This is a genomic window from Mucilaginibacter aureus (genome assembly GCF_053514885.1).
On sequence record NZ_CP170601.1, the window covers coordinates 2,362,977 to 2,380,174 of the forward strand.

At 44.4% G+C, this 17,198-nt stretch carries 14 protein-coding genes and 1 tRNA gene; 12 read left to right on the forward strand and 3 right to left on the reverse strand.

Features of this window, described 5'->3' with window-relative positions:
- Positions 1–6 precede the first annotated feature (6 nt).
- Positions 7–699, reverse strand: a complete 693-nt coding sequence (locus tag ACFGVR_RS09935) for a hypothetical protein (protein WP_448702661.1) — start codon at positions 697–699, stop codon at positions 7–9.
- Positions 700–1,223: 524 nt separating this feature from the next.
- On the opposite strand from ACFGVR_RS09935, the gene ACFGVR_RS09940 reads away from it, so the two are divergent.
- Positions 1,224–1,311 (forward strand) — tRNA-Ser (locus tag ACFGVR_RS09940).
- 330 nt (positions 1,312–1,641) lie between these two features.
- Entirely contained in the window at positions 1,642–2,211 is a 570-nt protein-coding gene (locus tag ACFGVR_RS09945; RefSeq protein WP_448702662.1) for a dihydrofolate reductase family protein, read from the forward strand.
- 150 nt (positions 2,212–2,361) lie between these two features.
- Here ACFGVR_RS09945 and ACFGVR_RS09950 read toward each other — a convergent pair whose 3' ends face one another.
- Positions 2,362–3,303: an alpha/beta hydrolase gene (locus ACFGVR_RS09950; protein WP_448702663.1), complete on the reverse strand. Its 942-nt coding sequence runs from the start codon at positions 3,301–3,303 to the stop codon at positions 2,362–2,364.
- Between the two features lie 160 nt (positions 3,304–3,463).
- On the opposite strand from ACFGVR_RS09950, the gene ACFGVR_RS09955 reads away from it, so the two are divergent.
- The 9 genes from ACFGVR_RS09955 (at position 3,464) to ACFGVR_RS09995 (ending at position 13,510) form a co-directional block, all read left to right on the forward strand.
- Entirely contained in the window at positions 3,464–4,441 is a 978-nt protein-coding gene (locus ACFGVR_RS09955; RefSeq protein ID WP_448702664.1) for a GlxA family transcriptional regulator, read from the forward strand.
- Between the two features lie 400 nt (positions 4,442–4,841).
- Positions 4,842–6,611, forward strand: a complete 1,770-nt coding sequence (locus ACFGVR_RS09960; RefSeq protein WP_448702665.1) for a hypothetical protein — start codon at positions 4,842–4,844, stop codon at positions 6,609–6,611.
- Positions 6,612–6,761: 150 nt separating this feature from the next.
- Positions 6,762–7,607 (forward strand): DUF2911 domain-containing protein, encoded by an 846-nt coding sequence (locus tag ACFGVR_RS09965; RefSeq protein WP_448702666.1) that lies wholly within the window; start codon positions 6,762–6,764, stop codon positions 7,605–7,607.
- Between the two features lie 35 nt (positions 7,608–7,642).
- Positions 7,643–8,923, forward strand: a complete 1,281-nt coding sequence (locus ACFGVR_RS09970; protein ID WP_448702667.1) for an IPT/TIG domain-containing protein — start codon at positions 7,643–7,645, stop codon at positions 8,921–8,923.
- 86 nt (positions 8,924–9,009) lie between these two features.
- Complete coding sequence (locus ACFGVR_RS09975; RefSeq protein ID WP_448702668.1) at positions 9,010–10,239, forward strand: DUF1624 domain-containing protein; 1,230 nt, start codon at positions 9,010–9,012, stop codon at positions 10,237–10,239.
- Between the two features lie 125 nt (positions 10,240–10,364).
- Entirely contained in the window at positions 10,365–11,171 is an 807-nt protein-coding gene (locus tag ACFGVR_RS09980) for a 5'-nucleotidase, lipoprotein e(P4) family (protein WP_448702669.1), read from the forward strand.
- 202 nt (positions 11,172–11,373) lie between these two features.
- Positions 11,374–11,871 carry a DinB family protein gene (locus ACFGVR_RS09985; protein ID WP_448702670.1) on the forward strand — a complete coding sequence of 166 codons (498 nt, stop codon included), beginning with the start codon at positions 11,374–11,376 and terminating at the stop codon, positions 11,869–11,871.
- Between the two features lie 146 nt (positions 11,872–12,017).
- The gene (locus tag ACFGVR_RS09990; RefSeq protein WP_448702671.1) at positions 12,018–12,713 is read left to right on the forward strand and encodes a basic secretory protein-like protein; all 696 of its coding nucleotides are present in this window, start codon (positions 12,018–12,020) and stop codon (positions 12,711–12,713) included.
- A gap of 38 nt (positions 12,714–12,751) precedes the next feature.
- Entirely contained in the window at positions 12,752–13,510 is a 759-nt protein-coding gene (locus ACFGVR_RS09995) for a polysaccharide lyase (protein ID WP_448702672.1), read from the forward strand.
- 314 nt (positions 13,511–13,824) lie between these two features.
- On the opposite strand, the gene ACFGVR_RS10000 is transcribed toward ACFGVR_RS09995, so the two are convergent.
- Entirely contained in the window at positions 13,825–14,409 is a 585-nt protein-coding gene (locus ACFGVR_RS10000) for a peroxiredoxin-like family protein (protein WP_448702673.1), read from the reverse strand.
- A gap of 153 nt (positions 14,410–14,562) precedes the next feature.
- Here ACFGVR_RS10000 and ACFGVR_RS10005 point away from each other — a divergent pair, with 153 nt between their 5' ends.
- Positions 14,563–17,082: a M1 family aminopeptidase gene (locus tag ACFGVR_RS10005; RefSeq protein WP_448702674.1), complete on the forward strand. Its 2,520-nt coding sequence runs from the start codon at positions 14,563–14,565 to the stop codon at positions 17,080–17,082.
- Positions 17,083–17,198 lie beyond the last annotated feature (116 nt).

The following is a 17,198-nucleotide window of genomic DNA, read 5'->3' on the forward strand; positions in this document are numbered from 1 at the left end:
TGTTTTTTAATTTGTGATTATCGGTTTAGCCGGATTGGGATATAAATTAGCTGTAATGTTTTTGCGGCAAACGGGTGCGAAGGAGATATCATCCAAAGCGAAATCGTTGCCGGTTGCTGCTGTATTTTGATTGACGATACCAATATTGGCGGTGGTATTGCTGCCCGAATTCCACCGTACGGTAAAGTTTTGCCAGTTACCCAGGGTTGAACTCAGCGTAATGTTACCCAGTTGGGTGCCATTGATAGAAAAGTTAAGTATCCCCGGGCTTTGCGAGGTTACCGAAGCACCCCATACCGAAAACACATAAGTAGTATTGGCTTGTACGGTAATAGCTTCGGACCATACCGTAACGTTGGCCGTTGGTGCACCGTTAACCACCATCATACGGCCGTTACCGTTATTCAGGGTATGATCGTTAAAAGTGGCAAAGCTTCCGTGTTCGCTGTGCGGGTCTTTTAACACAGCATAGGTGGCTTCGGCTACCAGGCTTGAGGTATTTTTGGTATAGCTGCTGGTAAAGCCAGCATAATGGTTTCCTGCTGTTTCAAAATCTCCGTTTACAACCGCATCCTCATCGTATCTTACGGTTTCCCACCAATAAGTGCCCGAGGTAGTTACGGTAATTGAGGTACCCGTAGAGCCATTACTCCAGAGATAGTTGGAATAAGTAGGGGTAGGATCTACTGATAACGTCATGCTCGAGGTGCATTGCGATATGGTTGCATCAGTTAAGCTACAGGCCGTAACCGGTGCTGGTTGTGCTAAGGGGCTTACATTGATATGCGTGTTGCTACTATATGACGGCCTTAAAGTGAGGTGATGGAAAATAAAAAGTACAGGGATTGCGAAGGTAAGCGCGAAGGCAAAACAGAGATGAATAAGACGCCTAAAGTAAAAATTTACCATGCTCAAACTGTATCGTAATACTGTAGGGTTTTTTACGGATACATGGCCGGCAAGGTTTTACATTTTGGAAAGTTTTAGAATTGTTTTTGCAAATTATTCTTATCCAAGTTAAATAATGCGTTTGCGTTTTAAATAATATGGTTTTAACAGCGTTATAAAGTTGATACCCTATGAAATAGAAAAAATTATATTATATTTTAACAGGGCGGGAGTAATTTTATAGAGGGTAATATGATTATAATGCTATTGTTGATTGACGCATTTTTGTATGCAATATAATGTGAGATTATTCTATTTTTGCAGTCCCCAAAAACGGAGAGGTGTCTGAGTGGTCGAAAGAGCACGCCTGGAAAGTGTGTATACGCCAAAAGTGTATCGAGGGTTCGAATCCCTCTCTCTCCGCCTTGTGATACAATAGCCTGCTAAAGCATTGATTTTTAGCAGGCTGTTTCTTTTAGAGTCATCTCTCTCATTAATAATTTTAATCACAATGATTATAATTGACTGAAAATGAGTTGTTTTTGATGTTTTCTTGTTCTGATTCTCTCATATAGCTTCCCTTTATCCCCAACAAAAAAGTTCAAATATATTTGCGCAACCAAAAAGTTGCATATATATTTGCAACCATCGAGTTGCGCAATTGATAATCCAAAATGAAACAAGCGTTTACTTTTTACAGATGCGTACCTCGTCGTATTTCAATTTGAACAACAATTAACTAATAAAAACAAAATGAGAAAGATCAGAATTTTCGAACATATCTCGCTGGATGGTGTGATCGAGCACGACAAAAACTATGCGTACGGCGGATGGACAGCACCTTACCGCACCCCTGCGGGAATGGCGATGCTTCTTGAAGCATACGGTAAAGGCTTTGACCTGCTGCTTGGCCGCAAAACCTACGATGAGTTTTTAGGTTACTGGCCAAATGCCGGAGATTTTCCGATGGCCAATGCTATAAACGCCGCAACAAAATACATAGTTACCCATAGGCCTGAGAGCCTTGAATGGGGGCCGGTAAAGGACTTGGGCGGGGATGTTATAGCAGAACTACGAAAGCTCAGGTTGACAGATGGCCCTGACCTGGTACTTTCCGGAAGTATGTCGCTAACGTCGGTGCTGCTCAACGCGGGCTTGATAGATGAGGTTATCCTCATCGTGTATCCTGTATTACTGGGCCGTGGCAAACGCCTTTTATCGGAAAGCTTTGATGCGCGCGAACTCGAATTCGTCAGCACATTAACCACACCAACAGGTGTACTCATCAACACTTATAAGCACCTTGGAGAGCTGAAAAAATGATCTCTCTGCAAATGAGATGCTGAAAAACAGCATCTCATTTTTTTGCCCTAAGTGGATTATTGAACTCGTATACTGATTTTTAACAGAAGATAGCAGAACGCCAAAATTGCTATTAGATTTTTGCAGTATACGCACCAAATACACGTAGAGTTAAGAGATTAGCTCCAGCTTAGGTTTTACCCATCCAACAAACCTTGATATGGAATCATCTGATTCGGGTGCCCGTCCTGCAGCCATTTGAAAAGAATGCTGCATACCAGGAAAAATATCAATACTCACATCGACGCCTGCTTTCCTGGCGCGCTCCGCTAACCTAAGGCTGTCATCTAAAAGTATTTCATCACCACCGACGTGCATATAAACAGGAGGTAGACCTGTAAGGTCGGCATAGAGCGGGTTTGCGAAGGGATCCTTCGGATTCCCATTTTCCCCAAGGAACATCCCTGCCATTCCTTTTACCCAATCCTGATTAAGAAGAAGATCATTCAGATGATTGGATTTCATGGACGCTCCTGTTGCCTCCATATCAAACCAAGCGGAAAAAGGCATAATCGCAGCAGGCAGAGGCAGACCTTTTTCACGTGCAAGCAATGCAGTGGTTATTGAAAGCCCCCCACCTGCCGAATCTCCGATAAGGGCAATATGATTTGCCTGTATTCCCTGGGCAAGCAGCCATTGATAGGCGGCTAAGGCATCGTTTACCTGCGCCGGATGCACATGCTCAGGGGAACGCCTGTAATGCAAAATTAACGCCCTGCAGCCAATGCTCTTAGCAAAATGACCGTAAAGCTTTCTGTGTGTATACATCGAGCCGCTGAAAAATCCGCCGCCGTGAAAACACAGGATCACGCGATCTTCTGTACATCCTTTCGGAACCGCCCACATTGCAGGTACGCCACCGGCATCGGTTTCAATGTAGTCTACCCCACCCGGCTCAGCGGTAAGGCTCGCCCAGTTTTCACCAAAATCACGAGCCTCATCCATAGATTGATGTTTAGTGGATTCGGCAACCATCTTAAGCCACCAGTTGCCTACCTCTTCCACTTGTTTGCTTGGTCTGTCAAGCACTTGTTGATCATTTTTAGTTGTCATAATTGTTGCTTTTTATTTTTTATTTGATAGTTTGTTTTTAGAGACTGACACAAAGGTGTGCCGCTAATAATAAAAATAGAACTATCATTTATGCCTTCTTAAGGGGGTATTTATGACATGGAAAAGCATTAATTTTGAATAATATACTTCGTAAAACACCATGAAAAAAATATCATTGTTAATTCACGAAAATGTTTATTCTTCGTCTGTTGCCGGGGTGATAGATTTACTCGCAGGTGCAAACTGGTGCCTTGAACAATTGGGAAAACCACCTGCTTTTAAGCTGGAACTGGTGAGTGAAAAAGTAAAAAACATACAATTAAACGTTCATGCCCAGTTTATATGTTATGCTACTTTGGAGGAAGTAACCCAAACTGACCTTGTCATTATTCCGGGCTTTGATGGTAATCATATGGCTATACTTAAAAAAAACACGGCCATTATTAAATGGATAAAGGACATGAAAGACTCTGGGGCAGAAATTGCCAGTTTATGTGTTGGTGCGTTTTTTTTGGCGGAAGCAGGTTTGCTAAATGATAAGATGGCTACATCTCATTGGGCAGCAACGGATGAAATGCAGTTGCGATACCCTTTAATTAAGGTCAGATCAGATAAGGTTATCACTGATCAGGATGGAATTTATACCAGCGGGGGCGCTTTTTCATCGATAAAACTGGTGCTGTACCTCATTGAAAAATTTTGCGGAAGAGAAACTGCGATTTGGATCAGTAAGCGATTTTCTATTGATATGGATCATATCAGCCAAGCTCACTATGCTGTATTTACCGGGCAACATCAGCATAATGACAATGAAATTCTGAAGGCACAAAATTATATTGAACAGAATTATTCCACTATCACATCTACTGATGAAGTGGCAGCATTAGTAAACATGGGGAAAAGAAACTTTATCCGGCGCTTTAAAGCAGCAACCAATAATACCCCAATAGAATATATCCAGCGCGTAAAGATTGAAGCGGCAAAAAAAACCTTGGAAGATAAGAACTGGCAATTGAATGAAGTGATGAATATAACAGGTTACAAGGATATAAAAACGTTTAGAACGATTTTTAAAAGAGTGACCGGCCTTTCGCCTCATGATTACAGGAAAAAATATTCGAGAGATATTAATGTTTAAAAATAGATTATGGACCAATTTATAAAAATACTATTGTGCTTAGCACATCCAAAAAAGTAAAAAACGGTATCAGGCGTTCGATTGGAATCCCTCTCTCCGCAACCGTACACGCAAAAATCATAAAAAGCCACTAAAACCGTCTTTTAGTGGCTTTTCTTGTGTATGTTGATCCTGTTTCTGTCAGGACTACTAACTTTCGGTTCACTTCGTATATTGCTTTAACAACCATTATGGGATGATGTTAACATGAGTATAAATGCGCTTATTGGATGTCGCTATTTGCTACCTTAAATTCCCGGGTTATTTTTGTAATTTCACAAAACGTATTGATAAGCTACCTATAGATACTAACTGGGTTTTGAATACTATAGCCCGTAGGCAATTTTGATAACCAAGCATAATGGATACACACGCCGACAAAACGCAGGAAAATAAAAGCCGCGCTGCTGCTCATAGTTTATCTAAACTGCAAAGCACCGGTGAATCCGCGTTTGAGCCTGAGGTTAACCAGCCCGAAACCACCGCACAACTAAAACTACACCAGGAGATAAATAACAGCGCCAGGGTAAAACAGTTGAAAGCATACCAGGCCATGGCCGATCGGTATTTATCTAAACCGGTGCAGCGAAATATAAAACCGGAAGAAGAAACTATGCAGGGTAAGTTTGCTGTAGCGCCGACCGGTAAGCTTAAAGAAAGCTCTGGTGATATCGGCATTAATCGTCCGCAAGTGGCATACCAGCCGGCAACATCGGGGCAACCCATCCAAAGGGTTTTGAAAACCGGAAAATATACGGTTACTAAAGATAGTACGATGAGGAGTGAGGATCATGCCGAAGTTATAAAACTGAAAGAGGGCGATGAAGTGAACGTTGATGGAAGCAAAACGAAAGGCAGTTTATTTACAACAGGACTTTATTTCGGGAAAAAGGAGCATTCGTGGAGTACCCTTGATCTTTACACTGAAGGATGGGTAGTGGATGAGGCATTGAGATTTGTACCTGCACCTGTTGTGGTTAAGGCGGCGCCAAAACGAGAGGCACCGGCACCTAAAGCAAAGGCCACTGTTGTGCCAGACCAACCGGTGGTGATTAGCAGCGGCCCTAAAAAGTCCGCCGAGCAGGCGCCGGCTAAAAAAACTACTGTCAGCGCTCCGGTATCTGCCACACCTGTGGTTATTGTGGCGCCACCGGTAGTGCCAAAATCATATGAACAGCAAGTTACCGAATGGCTGGCGACGCTGAACCCGTTAAATGTGGACAATATCAAAACGGTAAAGGACTATTTTATTGCTAACAAAGCTACGCTGAAAGGTACACCGCTACAGCTGATTAATAATTTTTTGCGGGTACACGGGCTCAACACGGCTGGTACCGCTACCAATTTTATAGCCGGTATTGAAGATCAGTTTCAAGGCCAGGATGTTACTGATAAAATGTTGATATTCAGTAAAATGATGGTGGCTGTTAATGCCTCTATGCGTGCGTTGGGTTATCCTGAAATGACGATCAAAGAATCTTCGGCTGTATCCGGGGGAGCTGTATTTGCTTACCAGACCTGGGAAATGCTGGTAAACCCGGCATCTGTGGGGATGCGCACCAGTGTAATAACTCTGCTGTATCATGAGTCGCGCCACTCGGAGCAGTGGTTTAAAATGATCATAGGGCAACTGAAGAAAGGAAAAAAGAAAACACAAATTGTTTCGGAAATGGGTGTTCCCGGAAACATTGTTGATCAAGCCGTTTTAAAAGCAGACCTGATCGCTCCCCAGGAGATCGCGGCCGCTAATGTTTACCATCAAAGCGTATATGGCACGGGCGCTGCTAAAAGAAACGAAACGTTAAACAGCGGAAAGATCCACGATAAATCAACGAAGGAGCATAGGGATTACAGGAACCTGCCGGAGGAAGTAGATGCCTATGATACCCAGGAAAGAGTAGGTGACGCAGTTACCGAAAGAATAAAAGAACTGATCGACTTAATAGCCATTTCGGATGAAGAAGGTATTCTTTATCCGCTGATGCAAAAACTCGAGTTTCTGTGTAAAATGGATGGGAAGATCGGAAAGCTAAAACCTGTAGCTGAAACTAAGATCGCAAAATTGGGCCCGGTTAAAATGGCCAACCTTAAATCGTATGTCAGGGCCCTCTTAACAAGACTCGCAGCCTGATCAGCAAAAAAGCCGCATTTAAATACGTTTTTCAACAGCTCAAAAAAGCGCTGGATATGCGATAATCACCTTTCGCTCCGCCCGAAAAATTGTCGGCAACCTTTTCAGGATAAGCCGAGTATATCGTGATACAACTTTATCGCATTTTTTATGAAAGTACCTTTTTTAAGCCTGCTTTTATTGGCGGTTGTTTATGGTTTTGGTGCCAATGCACAGGACCTGAAAATACCACAGCCCAGCACACTGCAAAAAATAGAACAGGACTTTGGCCTCGGCACCATTTCAATTACTTACTCAAGGCCAAATGCATTGGGCCGTAAAGTGTTTGATGGTATGGAGCCTTACGGGATAGTTTGGCGCACCGGTGCAAACTTTGCCACGGTACTTAAATTAACCGACACGGTTACCATGGCGGGCCACCAGGTATTACCCGGCGAGTATGGTTTTTTCACCATCCCCGGTAAGGATGAATGGACCGTTATCCTCAATAAAACAGCCAAACAATGGGGCGCTTATAGCTACGATGCCAAACAGGATGTAATGCGCTTTACCGTTAAACCCAAAAAACTGGATAAGCCTGTTGAAACCTTTACTATACAATTTAGCAATACATTGCCAGAGCACGCCGAATTGCATTTGCTTTGGGAGTATACCGATGTATCCATCCCGCTGGTTACCGATGTTGACGCGCGTGTGATGGGTAATATCGCGAAAGCAATGCAGGGCGTAAAAAAGCCGTATTACTTTGCCGCCATTTACTATCATAACCACAACAAAGATATGGATGTGGCCTTAGGCTGGATAAACGAAGCCGACAAAGCCAGTAAGGATGCTTACAATATAAAATACTGGAAAGCCCGTATCCAGTTAAAAAAAGGTGATAAAGCCGGGGCCATTGCCACTGCCAACGACGGTTTAAAACTGGCCGAAAAAGAGGCAAACCCCGAATATATCCGCCTGAATAAAGAAGTACTTGCCGAAGCTGACAAAAAATAAAACCAACACAACGACCCTACCTATCTATCAAAAACATGCGTATTATTTTTTTATCAGCAATTGTATTGTTGTGCGTTAGCTGCCCGTCGTGCAGCAAGCACAGCGATACCGCACCGGCAAGTCAGGATCCGTGGGTAACTCCTGCATTGCAAATAACATCGTTTGCACCGGCAGGAGGGCCCAACGGTACTACAGTGGTGATCATAGGTACAGGTTTTAGTGCCAATATTGCCGAAAATGAAGTGCTTTTTAACGGCATACCCGCCAATATTGTATCTGCTACAGCTACCGGCCTTACTGTTAAGGTACCCGCGGGTGCAGGCACAGGCAAAATAGAGGTAAGGCGCAACACAACTACCATTAGCTCGACCAATGATTTTGGTTTTGTATACACCGTTAGCACCCTTGCGGGGAATGGTACCCCCGGCGCTGCCAATGGCCCTGGCGCAACAGCACAATTTAAACAAGCCTGGGGCGTAGCGGCAGATGGTGCGGGTAATGTGTACGTAGCCGACAGCGATAATAACCTGATTCGCAAAATTACACCCGGTGGCATGGTAAGTACCCTTGCCGGGGATGGCACTATGGGAGCGAGAAACGGCGACGGTGCACATGCACAATTTAATTATCCGCACGGCCTTGTGGTTGATGCCGCCGGTAATGTATTTGTAGCTGATGCCGGGAATAACCTGATCCGCAAGGTTACCCCTGCTGGTATAGTGAGCACCGTTGCCGGGGATGGCAACGCAGGCCTTGTTAACAAAACAGGTGCCGAGGCGGAGTTTAACTTTCCGGCTGATATTACACTGGATATAAACGGTAATTTGTATATAGGCGACACGAATAACGCCTGTATACGTAAAGTAACCCAGGCCGGCGAGGTGATCACCTTTGCTGTTGGCTTTAGGGCACCAGAGGGTATTACTATAGATGCCGCGGGGAATTTATTTGTAGCCGATGCGGGTGGCTTTGTGATCCGTAAGGTAAGCCAGGCCGGCGTGGTGAGTATAGTGGCCGGCAGTACTACCGAAGTAGGATATGTTGACGGGCCGGGTACGGTTGCCCGTTTTCATAACCCTGAGGGCATAGCGATAGACAAAAAAGGCAATTTATATGTTGGCGATCTGAATGCCGCGATACGCCGGATAACACCCGATGGTGTGGTAAGTACCATTGCCGGGAACGGGCAGACCGGCTTTGTGGATGCGGCAGGGCCCGATGCGCGCTTCCGCGAACCAAGCGGTATAGCTACAGATGCTTTTGGAACTATTTATGTGTGCGATGTTTCAAATTTACGGATCCGCAAGTTGCAATAAATTTTAATACCGGGTATCTGGAAGAGAGATACGCGCTGCCCCAAAGAAAATAGCTCCCCTGCTTTTACTTTAAAAACCAGTATGATATGTCAACCACAACAATGGGCAACGTTATAGCCATGCCTGAGCAGCCGGCTGTAGTTAAGGGGAAGCGCCTTGAATCGATAGATGTTTTACGCGGCACCGTAATGATCATTATGGCCATTGACCATGTACGCGATTATTTTCATGCTGATGCGTTTTTGTACAGTCCAACCGATCTTTCGCGTACAACAACAACTTTATTTTTAACCCGGTTTATTACGCACTATTGCGCCCCGGTTTTTATTTTCCTGGCGGGAGTATCCGCTTATTTATATGGTATTAAACGCAGTAAAAGAGAATTAAGCCTTTTCCTTTTTTCGCGCGGGGTATGGCTGATACTCGCGGAGCTTTTTGTGGTAACCCTGCTGCAAACGTTTAATCCGCATTATCCTTTTTTTAATTTACAGGTAATATGGGCCACGGGTATCTGCATGGTGGTGCTATCGGTAATGATCTACCTTGATCAGCGCCTTATCCTGGCCTTATCCCTGTTACTTATTGCAGGCCATAACCTGCTTGATGCAGTACATGTACCGGGCACTGGCGTGCCATCCTTTGCCTGGTCGGTATTGCATGAACCCGGCGATTTTCGTTTTGGTGAGTTTTTATTCAGCGTTAAATACCCGGTATTGCCGTGGATAGGCGTTATGGCATTAGGCTATTGTTTAGGTAGCCTGTATGCCCCGGTTTATGATGCCGAACGGCGGAAAAACATGCTGCTTTTTTTAGGCGTGATCGCTATTATATTGTTTATGCTGCTGCGCCTCAGTAATGTTTATGGCGATGCCGCGCACTGGGCGATGCAAAAAACTTTGCCGCTTGGTTTGCTGTCTTTTTTAAATGTAACCAAATACCCGCCATCGTTTTTGTATATATTGATCACGCTGGGGCCGGCGTTGATATTTCTTTCTGTTGCCGAAAAGCCTTTGAACCTGATCACCGCACGGATAGCGATTTTTGGAAGGGTGCCCCTGTTTTATTACCTGCTTCACTTTTTTTTGATCCACCTGATGGCTATTGTAGGGGCCGGGTTTTTAGGTTACGCCTGGCAGGATATGATCTTATCAGTGCGGATAAATGCCAGTGCGGCGCTAAAAGGCTATGGCTTTACCCTCGCAACAGTATACCTGGTATGGGCAATACTGCTGATTATACTTTATCCTTTATGTAAATGGTTTGACAGCTATAAACGGGCCAACCTTGCCAAACACCGGTGGTTAAGTTATTTATGATGATGAAGCTTTTCTACTCATCTTACAATATCAAATCATTTTTTTAAAGCGATTTCCCTGAGTAAACTTACCGCGGTTTAAAATGCCTGGCAAATTAGTTAAGTTTGTTTTTTACACTTCGCATCATGAAACATTTAAAACACGCTTTAATTGTAGTAGCTGTATTCGCGGTAAGCAAAAGCTACGCACAGCAGGCTCCGGTAACGGCCGCAACCACCATGGATATTAATGGTAAGCTTTGGACAAGCCTGTGGCAGCAAAAGGCTGCTGAGTACCGGGCGCTATGTTTCCAGGCGTATAATATTGCACATTTACGTGCTGCACAGGCCGTTTTAAAACATACAAAAAAGCCAAAAGCTATTGTTACCGATGTTGACGAAACGCTGCTGGATAATAGTCCGAATGCAGTTTCGCAGGCATTGCAGGGTAAAGGGTACGAGAAACAGGCCTGGCTAAACTGGACCAGCAAAGCCGCTGCCGATACCGTGCCCGGCGCGCCATCATTTTTAAAATACGCTGCTAAAAAAGGCATTACAGTTTACTACATTACCAACCGCAGTGAAGCAGAGCGTGCAAGCACCTTAAAAAACCTGCAAAAATATGGTTTCCCTAATGCCGATGATGCACATTTACTGTTAAAAACCACAAGCTCATCAAGCAAGGAAGACCGCCGTAAACAGGTTTTAAAAACGCACGAAATAGTTATGCTTTTGGGCGACAACTTAGGCGATTTTTCGGCTTTGTTTGATGATAAAACGGTTGATGAGCGCCTGCAAAACACCAATACCGAAGTGAATAAATTTGGCAACAAGTTTATTGTATTACCCAATGCCAACTATGGCGACTGGGAAAATAGCCTGTATAATTACAGCCACAGCCTTACCCCAGAGCAAAAGGAAGCGATATTGCGGAAGGCTTTGAAGGGGGAGTGATCTTTTGATTTCGGATTTTCGATTTCGGATGTGATTTCGAATTTCGAATTTTCAATTTCGGATGTTCGATTTCGGATTTGGTTAATGCAAACTGCAGGCAGATCTGAAGCTGGAAAGGCTGATCTTTTTAAAGTCATAATTTGTAATTGCTTAGCGCGATGTGGATTTAACGTTGCAACTTAGTATAAACAAAAACCAAGTTATGGAAGATCAAACCGCCTTATTTGTAAAAATGGCCCTGGATGCCTGGAACGTGCAAAACAAACGCTTTAACGACCTGGTAAATAAGCTAAGCGATGAGCAACTGTTAGCCGAAACCGCAGCCGGGCGCAACACCGGCATTTACCTGTTAGGGCATTTAATTGCCGTAAATGATGCTTTACTGCCTACGCTGGGATTTGGCCAAAGGTTCTATCCGGAGTTTGAAGCGGTGTTTTTAAGAAATCCCGACAAATCGGGTTTACCCAAACCAGGCATTGCCGAACTTAAAGCTGCTTCGGCTAAAATAGATGCCGAACTGAATGCGCATATTGCCAAAATGCAACCGGCGGATTGGTTTGCCAAACATACCGCAGTATCGGCCGAGGATTTTGCCAAAGAACCCCACCGAAATAAGCTGAACGTACTGCTTAACAGAACTACCCACATGGGTTATCACCTGGGGCAGATGGCCTATCTGGCAGCCCACACTGCGTCGTAAATGGGGAGTAAGGATACGATCTTAATATCGAATAATGAATATTGAATTACGAAATTTACTTCATTATTTAGTGTTCGACATTCGTTGTTCGGTATTACTATTCTTAACTTAACAGCGTTACCCTATTTACCCCCTGCTTATTAAATATGAAAAAAGGTATCCTTGTTATCGCCCTTGTTATATCATTTTACAATTTATCGGCCCACCCGTTTAAGGCGGCCGATACATTAAGCACCCAAACGGAGATCATTAAGCGGGGTAAACTTACGCTGACGTTTATCAATACGGCATCGTGGTTTAGCCCGGTAACCAAACAACGCCTGATCGATGCTTTTTTTAAAGTGTACCCCGAAGAAATGAAGGAGTATAACAAAAAATCGCTGCGCGAGGTGACCTTTATGATCGATACCAGTTATAAAGGCGTAGCTGCAACCGGCCATGGCGTGGTGCACTTTAACCCCGAATGGTTTGTAAAGCACCCCGAAGATATTGATGTGGTTACCCACGAGGTGATGCATATTGTACAAAACTATGGCAATAATGACGGTCCGGGGTGGCTTACCGAAGGCATTGCCGATTATGCCCGCAACCAGTTTGGCATCAATAACGCGCAGGCGGGGTGGAGCTTACCTGCCTTTAAGGCTACTCAAAACTATAACAATGCTTACCGGGTAACGGCCCGTTTTTTAGTATGGCTCGAAAACAACAAAAAAAAGGGAATAGTTAAAAAGCTGGATAAAATTATGCGTGAGGGCACCTACACCACCAAGGTATGGACCCGGCTTACCGGCAGCACGGTTGATGCGCTTTGGCTTCAATACAGTAAAAACCCGGTGATATAAACTAACCCAATTTGTTTGCAATTAAGTATATTTGATCGATGAACAAGTTATTAATCAGTTATTTGCCGCTGTTGTTGGCGTTGCTTTTGATCAGTATTTGCGCAAAGGCCCAGTTAACTGTGCACGATGATTTTGAAGGACGGGAGCTAAGCAAGCTGTGGGACACCAGCCGGTTTGAAAAAGGTGCCGTTGTTATACAATCGCAAATTGTAAGGAACGGACACGGCGCCGCTAAAATAACCGTACGGACGGGTCAAAAGTATGAGGCGGGTAACGACTCGAGTAAAGTGTCTGAACGTTCGGAACTATTGGAAGCACGTAAACTGGTAGGTCGCGAAAACAACACTTATGAATATGCTTTCAGTATGTTTATCCCCACCGATTTTCCGATAGTACCTACCCGGCTGGTTATTGCACAGTGGAAACAAAAATGCGATAAAGAGGAGCAATGTGGCGACGACTCGCCGGTACTGGCTTTACGGTATACCAAAGGTGTTTTACAGATCACGATACAAATTGGCCCTGAGCGCACGGTAATGTATCAAACCAGCGGCGATATTCGCGGTAAATGGATAGACTTTAAATTTCAAACCAACTTTACCCGGGGCAATACAGGCTTTGTAAAAGCATGGATAAATGAACAACAGGTTTTAAACTATGCAGGCCGGACCAGCTATGGCGAAGAACGGGGTTATAATCCTAACAGCTACTTTTATTTTAAAATGGGGCTTTACCGCGACACTATGACCGAACCGATGACCATTTATATTGACGATTACAGCAAAAAGCAGTTGTAAATACTACTTAGTCTTTCCGTGGGGGATAACGAATAACGTAACCGCGAACACGGTACACAACAAAACCAGCAGCACAAACAGCACTTTCACAGCGGGTAAAAGCGGTGGCCAGCTTGAAAACAACAGACCGATCAATGCGACAATTAAGGCTATAGCCGATAACGCTATAATAACTCCGAGCACAGTAAAAAAGATTCTCATAAAGCGGTTATACTGCTACTACGAAAACCGTTATCAGAACGCGGGGTACTACAGAAAATTTTTAAACAAAACAGGCCCGGTAAAAACCAGGCCCGTCCCCGGAAAAATCACAATTAAAGAGCTTGCAACATTTGGCTTACCGATGCCCTTTTGGTATAATCCGGGTCAAACTGTGCAAATACAATTTTACCGGACTTGTTGATAATAAACGTTGCCGGAACAGGTAGCACATGGTCGGTATTGCCATTGCCTTTTTCCAGGTCGATGCCATAGGTTTTTAATTTGCCATATAGCTGGTCATCAACTTTATAGTTCACGTCGTAAGCTTGCATAATTTTATAGCCCTCATCGTGCACCAGCGAAAAAGATGCATGAGTTTTCTCTTTTGTTTTGCTGATATTCTCGGCAGTTTCGGGAGTTACGCCAACAACATAAGCGCCTTTGCCGGTCAATAACTGCAACGAATCCTGCAGATGCTGCATTTGTTTATTGCAATAAGGGCACCACTGGCCGCGATAAAAAAACAACACTACTGCTTTATGCGATTTAAGAATAGTTTTCAAATCGATGGTTTTGCCCGAATTATCTTTAGCAGCAAATAATGGTGCGTCGGCGCCTTTTTTCAATCCGCTTTGCGCGAAGATACCTGCCGAAAAAAAGATAGCAAGCATTAATAATAAGTACTTTTTGGTGTTCATGATTTTGGTATTTAGTTTAACATATACCCGGTTAGTCGGCATACAGGCGGTAACCTTACAACACCCAGCCAGGCGCAGCTGTAAATATTTCGCAGATAGGGGTTTAATTTTCAAAAAATCTTTTTTACTTTGATCAACTATATAACTGACCTTATGCTAATCAACAAACCGCGCGCCCTGTTTTGTGGCGCACTATTGCTTTTATGTACGGCTCAAATCGCGGCAAACGCGCAACAACCCAAAGCCGACGATCCGTTGTTAAAGATCTATCGCGCTACAGCGACTAAGATAAACGACCTGGTACATACCAAACTTGCCGTGAGTTTTGACTACAAAAAACGCTACATGTATGGCAAGGAGTGGGTAACCTTAAAGCCCCATGCTTACGCTACCGACTCGCTGCGGCTTGATGCCAAAGGGATGGATATCCATAACATCTCGATAGTAAAAGCCGGAAAGAACTACCCGCTAAAGTTTAGTTATGACAGCCTTAGCCTGGCTATTACCCTCGATAAAAAATACGCCCCTAACGAAAGCTATACCATCTACATCGACTATACCTCGAAACCAGATGAACTGAAGGTGCAGGGCAGCGCTGCCATAAATGATGCCAAAGGCTTGTACTTTATTAACCCCGACGGTACCGATAAAGCCAAACCGATCCAGATATGGACGCAGGGCGAAACCGAAAGTTCGTCGGCATGGTTCCCTACTATCGATAAGCCTAACCAAAAGACCACCGAAGAAATAGCGATGACGGTACCATCAAAGTATGTTACGCTATCAAACGGTAAGCTGGTATCGCAAAAACCAAATGGCAATGGCACCCGTACCGATACCTGGAAGATGGACCTGCCGCACTCGCCATACCTGTTTATGATGGCTGTTGGCGATTTTAGGATCTACAAGGATAAATGGCACAACAAAGAGGTAAGTTATTACCTGGAGCCTAAATATGCGCCTTATGCCAAAGATATTTTTGGCTTTACGCCGGAAGTAATGGAGTTTTACTCGAAAATATTAGGCGTTGAATACCCCTGGAACAAATACGCACAAATTGTAGTGCGCGATTATGTAAGCGGTGCCATGGAAAACACCACGGCTACCCTGCACGGCGTGCAGGTACAAGCTACCCGCCACGAGCTGGTTGACGGCAAGCCCGAAAGCGAAACTGATATTGTGCACGAGCTTTTTCACCAATGGTTTGGTGATTATGTAACTACCGAAAGCTGGAGCAACACTACCGTAAACGAATCGTTTGCTGATTTGAGCGAAACCCTGTGGGCCGAATACAAGCATGGTAAAGATGCCGGCGACGAAACCAATTACCAGGCCATGCAGAAATACCTGCGCCCGCCGGCCAACAAAACAAAGAACCTGGTACGTTTTTACTATCACGACAAGGAGGATGTGTTTGATGCTGTTACCTACGAAAAAGGCGGCCGTATTTTAAACATGCTGCGCAACTACCTGGGTAATGAGGTGTTTTACAAAGGTTTGCACATTTACCTTACACAAAATGCTTTTGGCAACGGCGAAGCCCAGCAACTGCGTTTGGCCCTTGAGCAGGCCAGCGGACAAGACCTGAACTGGTACTTTAACCAGTGGTATTACGGTCCGGGGCATCCGGAGTTAAAGATAGATTACAAATGGGATGATGCGAGCCATACGCAAACGGTATATGTGCAGCAAACCCAGCAGGCCAATCCGTTTATTTTGCCTGTAGCTGTTGATATTTACGCGGGGGGCAAAAAAACGCGCCACCACGTTTGGCTGCGCAACCGGGCCGACACGCTTACCTTTACCGCATCCACCAAACCCGACCTGGTTAATGTGGATGGCGACAAGATCTTGCTTTGCCAAAAAACCGATAGCAAAATACTGGACGAATACGTGTTCCAGTATTTTAACGCGCCGCTGTACCTTGATCGTTTTGAGGCCATTACTGTAGCCGCAGCTAAACAGGATAACGATGGTGCGCAAAGGGTGATGCTGGCGGCGCTGAAGGATAAATATTTTAACCTGCGCATTAAGGCTATCAATGCCATTAACCTGAGCAATGCTGATGTACGGAGCGCGGCGGTGCCTGTATTAACAGAGATCATAAAAAGCGACCCGAAAACATTGGTAAGGGCCGCCGCTATCAATGCATTGGTTAAATTGAATGATGCTAATAACGTGCCACTGTTTAAAGAGGCCGTTAATAGCCCATCGTACGCGGTACAAGGTGCTGCCTTGAACGGGATAGCTGCCTTTGAACCCCAAAACGCTCTCAAAATAGCCAAAAACCTGGAAGCCGATAACGGTGGTGCTTTAACAACTGCTATTACCAAACTATACATGACCAATGGCGGCGAGGCTGAGTTTCCGTTTATTGACAATTCGTTTAAAACCGCGGGCGTTCAGCAAAAATTTAACATGATACCCGATTATGTTAAACTGCTGGGTAAAATGAATAACACCAAAGTGGTAACCGATGGCGTTACCGACCTGAAAGGCATGGCCATTCGCTATAAGGCCTTTGGCGTTGGTCCGTATATTACCGGTATGTTAGAAAACCTGCGCACACAGAAAGAAGAACAGGTCAAAAATGCAACGGGAGCGCAGCAACAGCAATTGCAACAACTGATACAATATATTAATACTTGTATTGATGAGATAGGGAAGAAATGATTTCGGAATTCGGATTAACTTCGTTGAGCGCTTCGCAGTTTTCGATTTCGGATTTGGTTGAATAGTTTATGATTTTTTGATTTTCCTTTTTACCGGTCCCGGGGTTTTAAAACCCG

Coding starts and splice junctions, on each gene's coding strand:
- ACFGVR_RS09990 (WP_448702671.1), top strand. CDS start 12,018: ATGAAAAAAGGTATCCTTGTTATCGCCCTTGTTATATCATTTTACAAT.
- ACFGVR_RS09955 (WP_448702664.1), top strand. CDS start 3,464: ATGAAAAAAATATCATTGTTAATTCACGAAAATGTTTATTCTTCGTCT.
- ACFGVR_RS09980 (WP_448702669.1), top strand. CDS start 10,365: ATGAAACATTTAAAACACGCTTTAATTGTAGTAGCTGTATTCGCGGTA.
- ACFGVR_RS09950 (WP_448702663.1), bottom strand. CDS start 3,303: ATGACAACTAAAAATGATCAACAAGTGCTTGACAGACCAAGCAAACAA.
- ACFGVR_RS10000 (WP_448702673.1), bottom strand. CDS start 14,409: ATGAACACCAAAAAGTACTTATTATTAATGCTTGCTATCTTTTTTTCG.
- ACFGVR_RS10005 (WP_448702674.1), top strand. CDS start 14,563: ATGCTAATCAACAAACCGCGCGCCCTGTTTTGTGGCGCACTATTGCTT.
- ACFGVR_RS09935 (WP_448702661.1), bottom strand. CDS start 699: ATGACGTTATCAGTAGATCCTACCCCTACTTATTCCAACTATCTCTGG.
- ACFGVR_RS09985 (WP_448702670.1), top strand. CDS start 11,374: ATGGAAGATCAAACCGCCTTATTTGTAAAAATGGCCCTGGATGCCTGG.
- ACFGVR_RS09970 (WP_448702667.1), top strand. CDS start 7,643: ATGCGTATTATTTTTTTATCAGCAATTGTATTGTTGTGCGTTAGCTGC.
- ACFGVR_RS09995 (WP_448702672.1), top strand. CDS start 12,752: ATGAACAAGTTATTAATCAGTTATTTGCCGCTGTTGTTGGCGTTGCTT.
- ACFGVR_RS09945 (WP_448702662.1), top strand. CDS start 1,642: ATGAGAAAGATCAGAATTTTCGAACATATCTCGCTGGATGGTGTGATC.
- ACFGVR_RS09965 (WP_448702666.1), top strand. CDS start 6,762: ATGAAAGTACCTTTTTTAAGCCTGCTTTTATTGGCGGTTGTTTATGGT.
- ACFGVR_RS09960 (WP_448702665.1), top strand. CDS start 4,842: ATGGATACACACGCCGACAAAACGCAGGAAAATAAAAGCCGCGCTGCT.
- ACFGVR_RS09975 (WP_448702668.1), top strand. CDS start 9,010: ATGTCAACCACAACAATGGGCAACGTTATAGCCATGCCTGAGCAGCCG.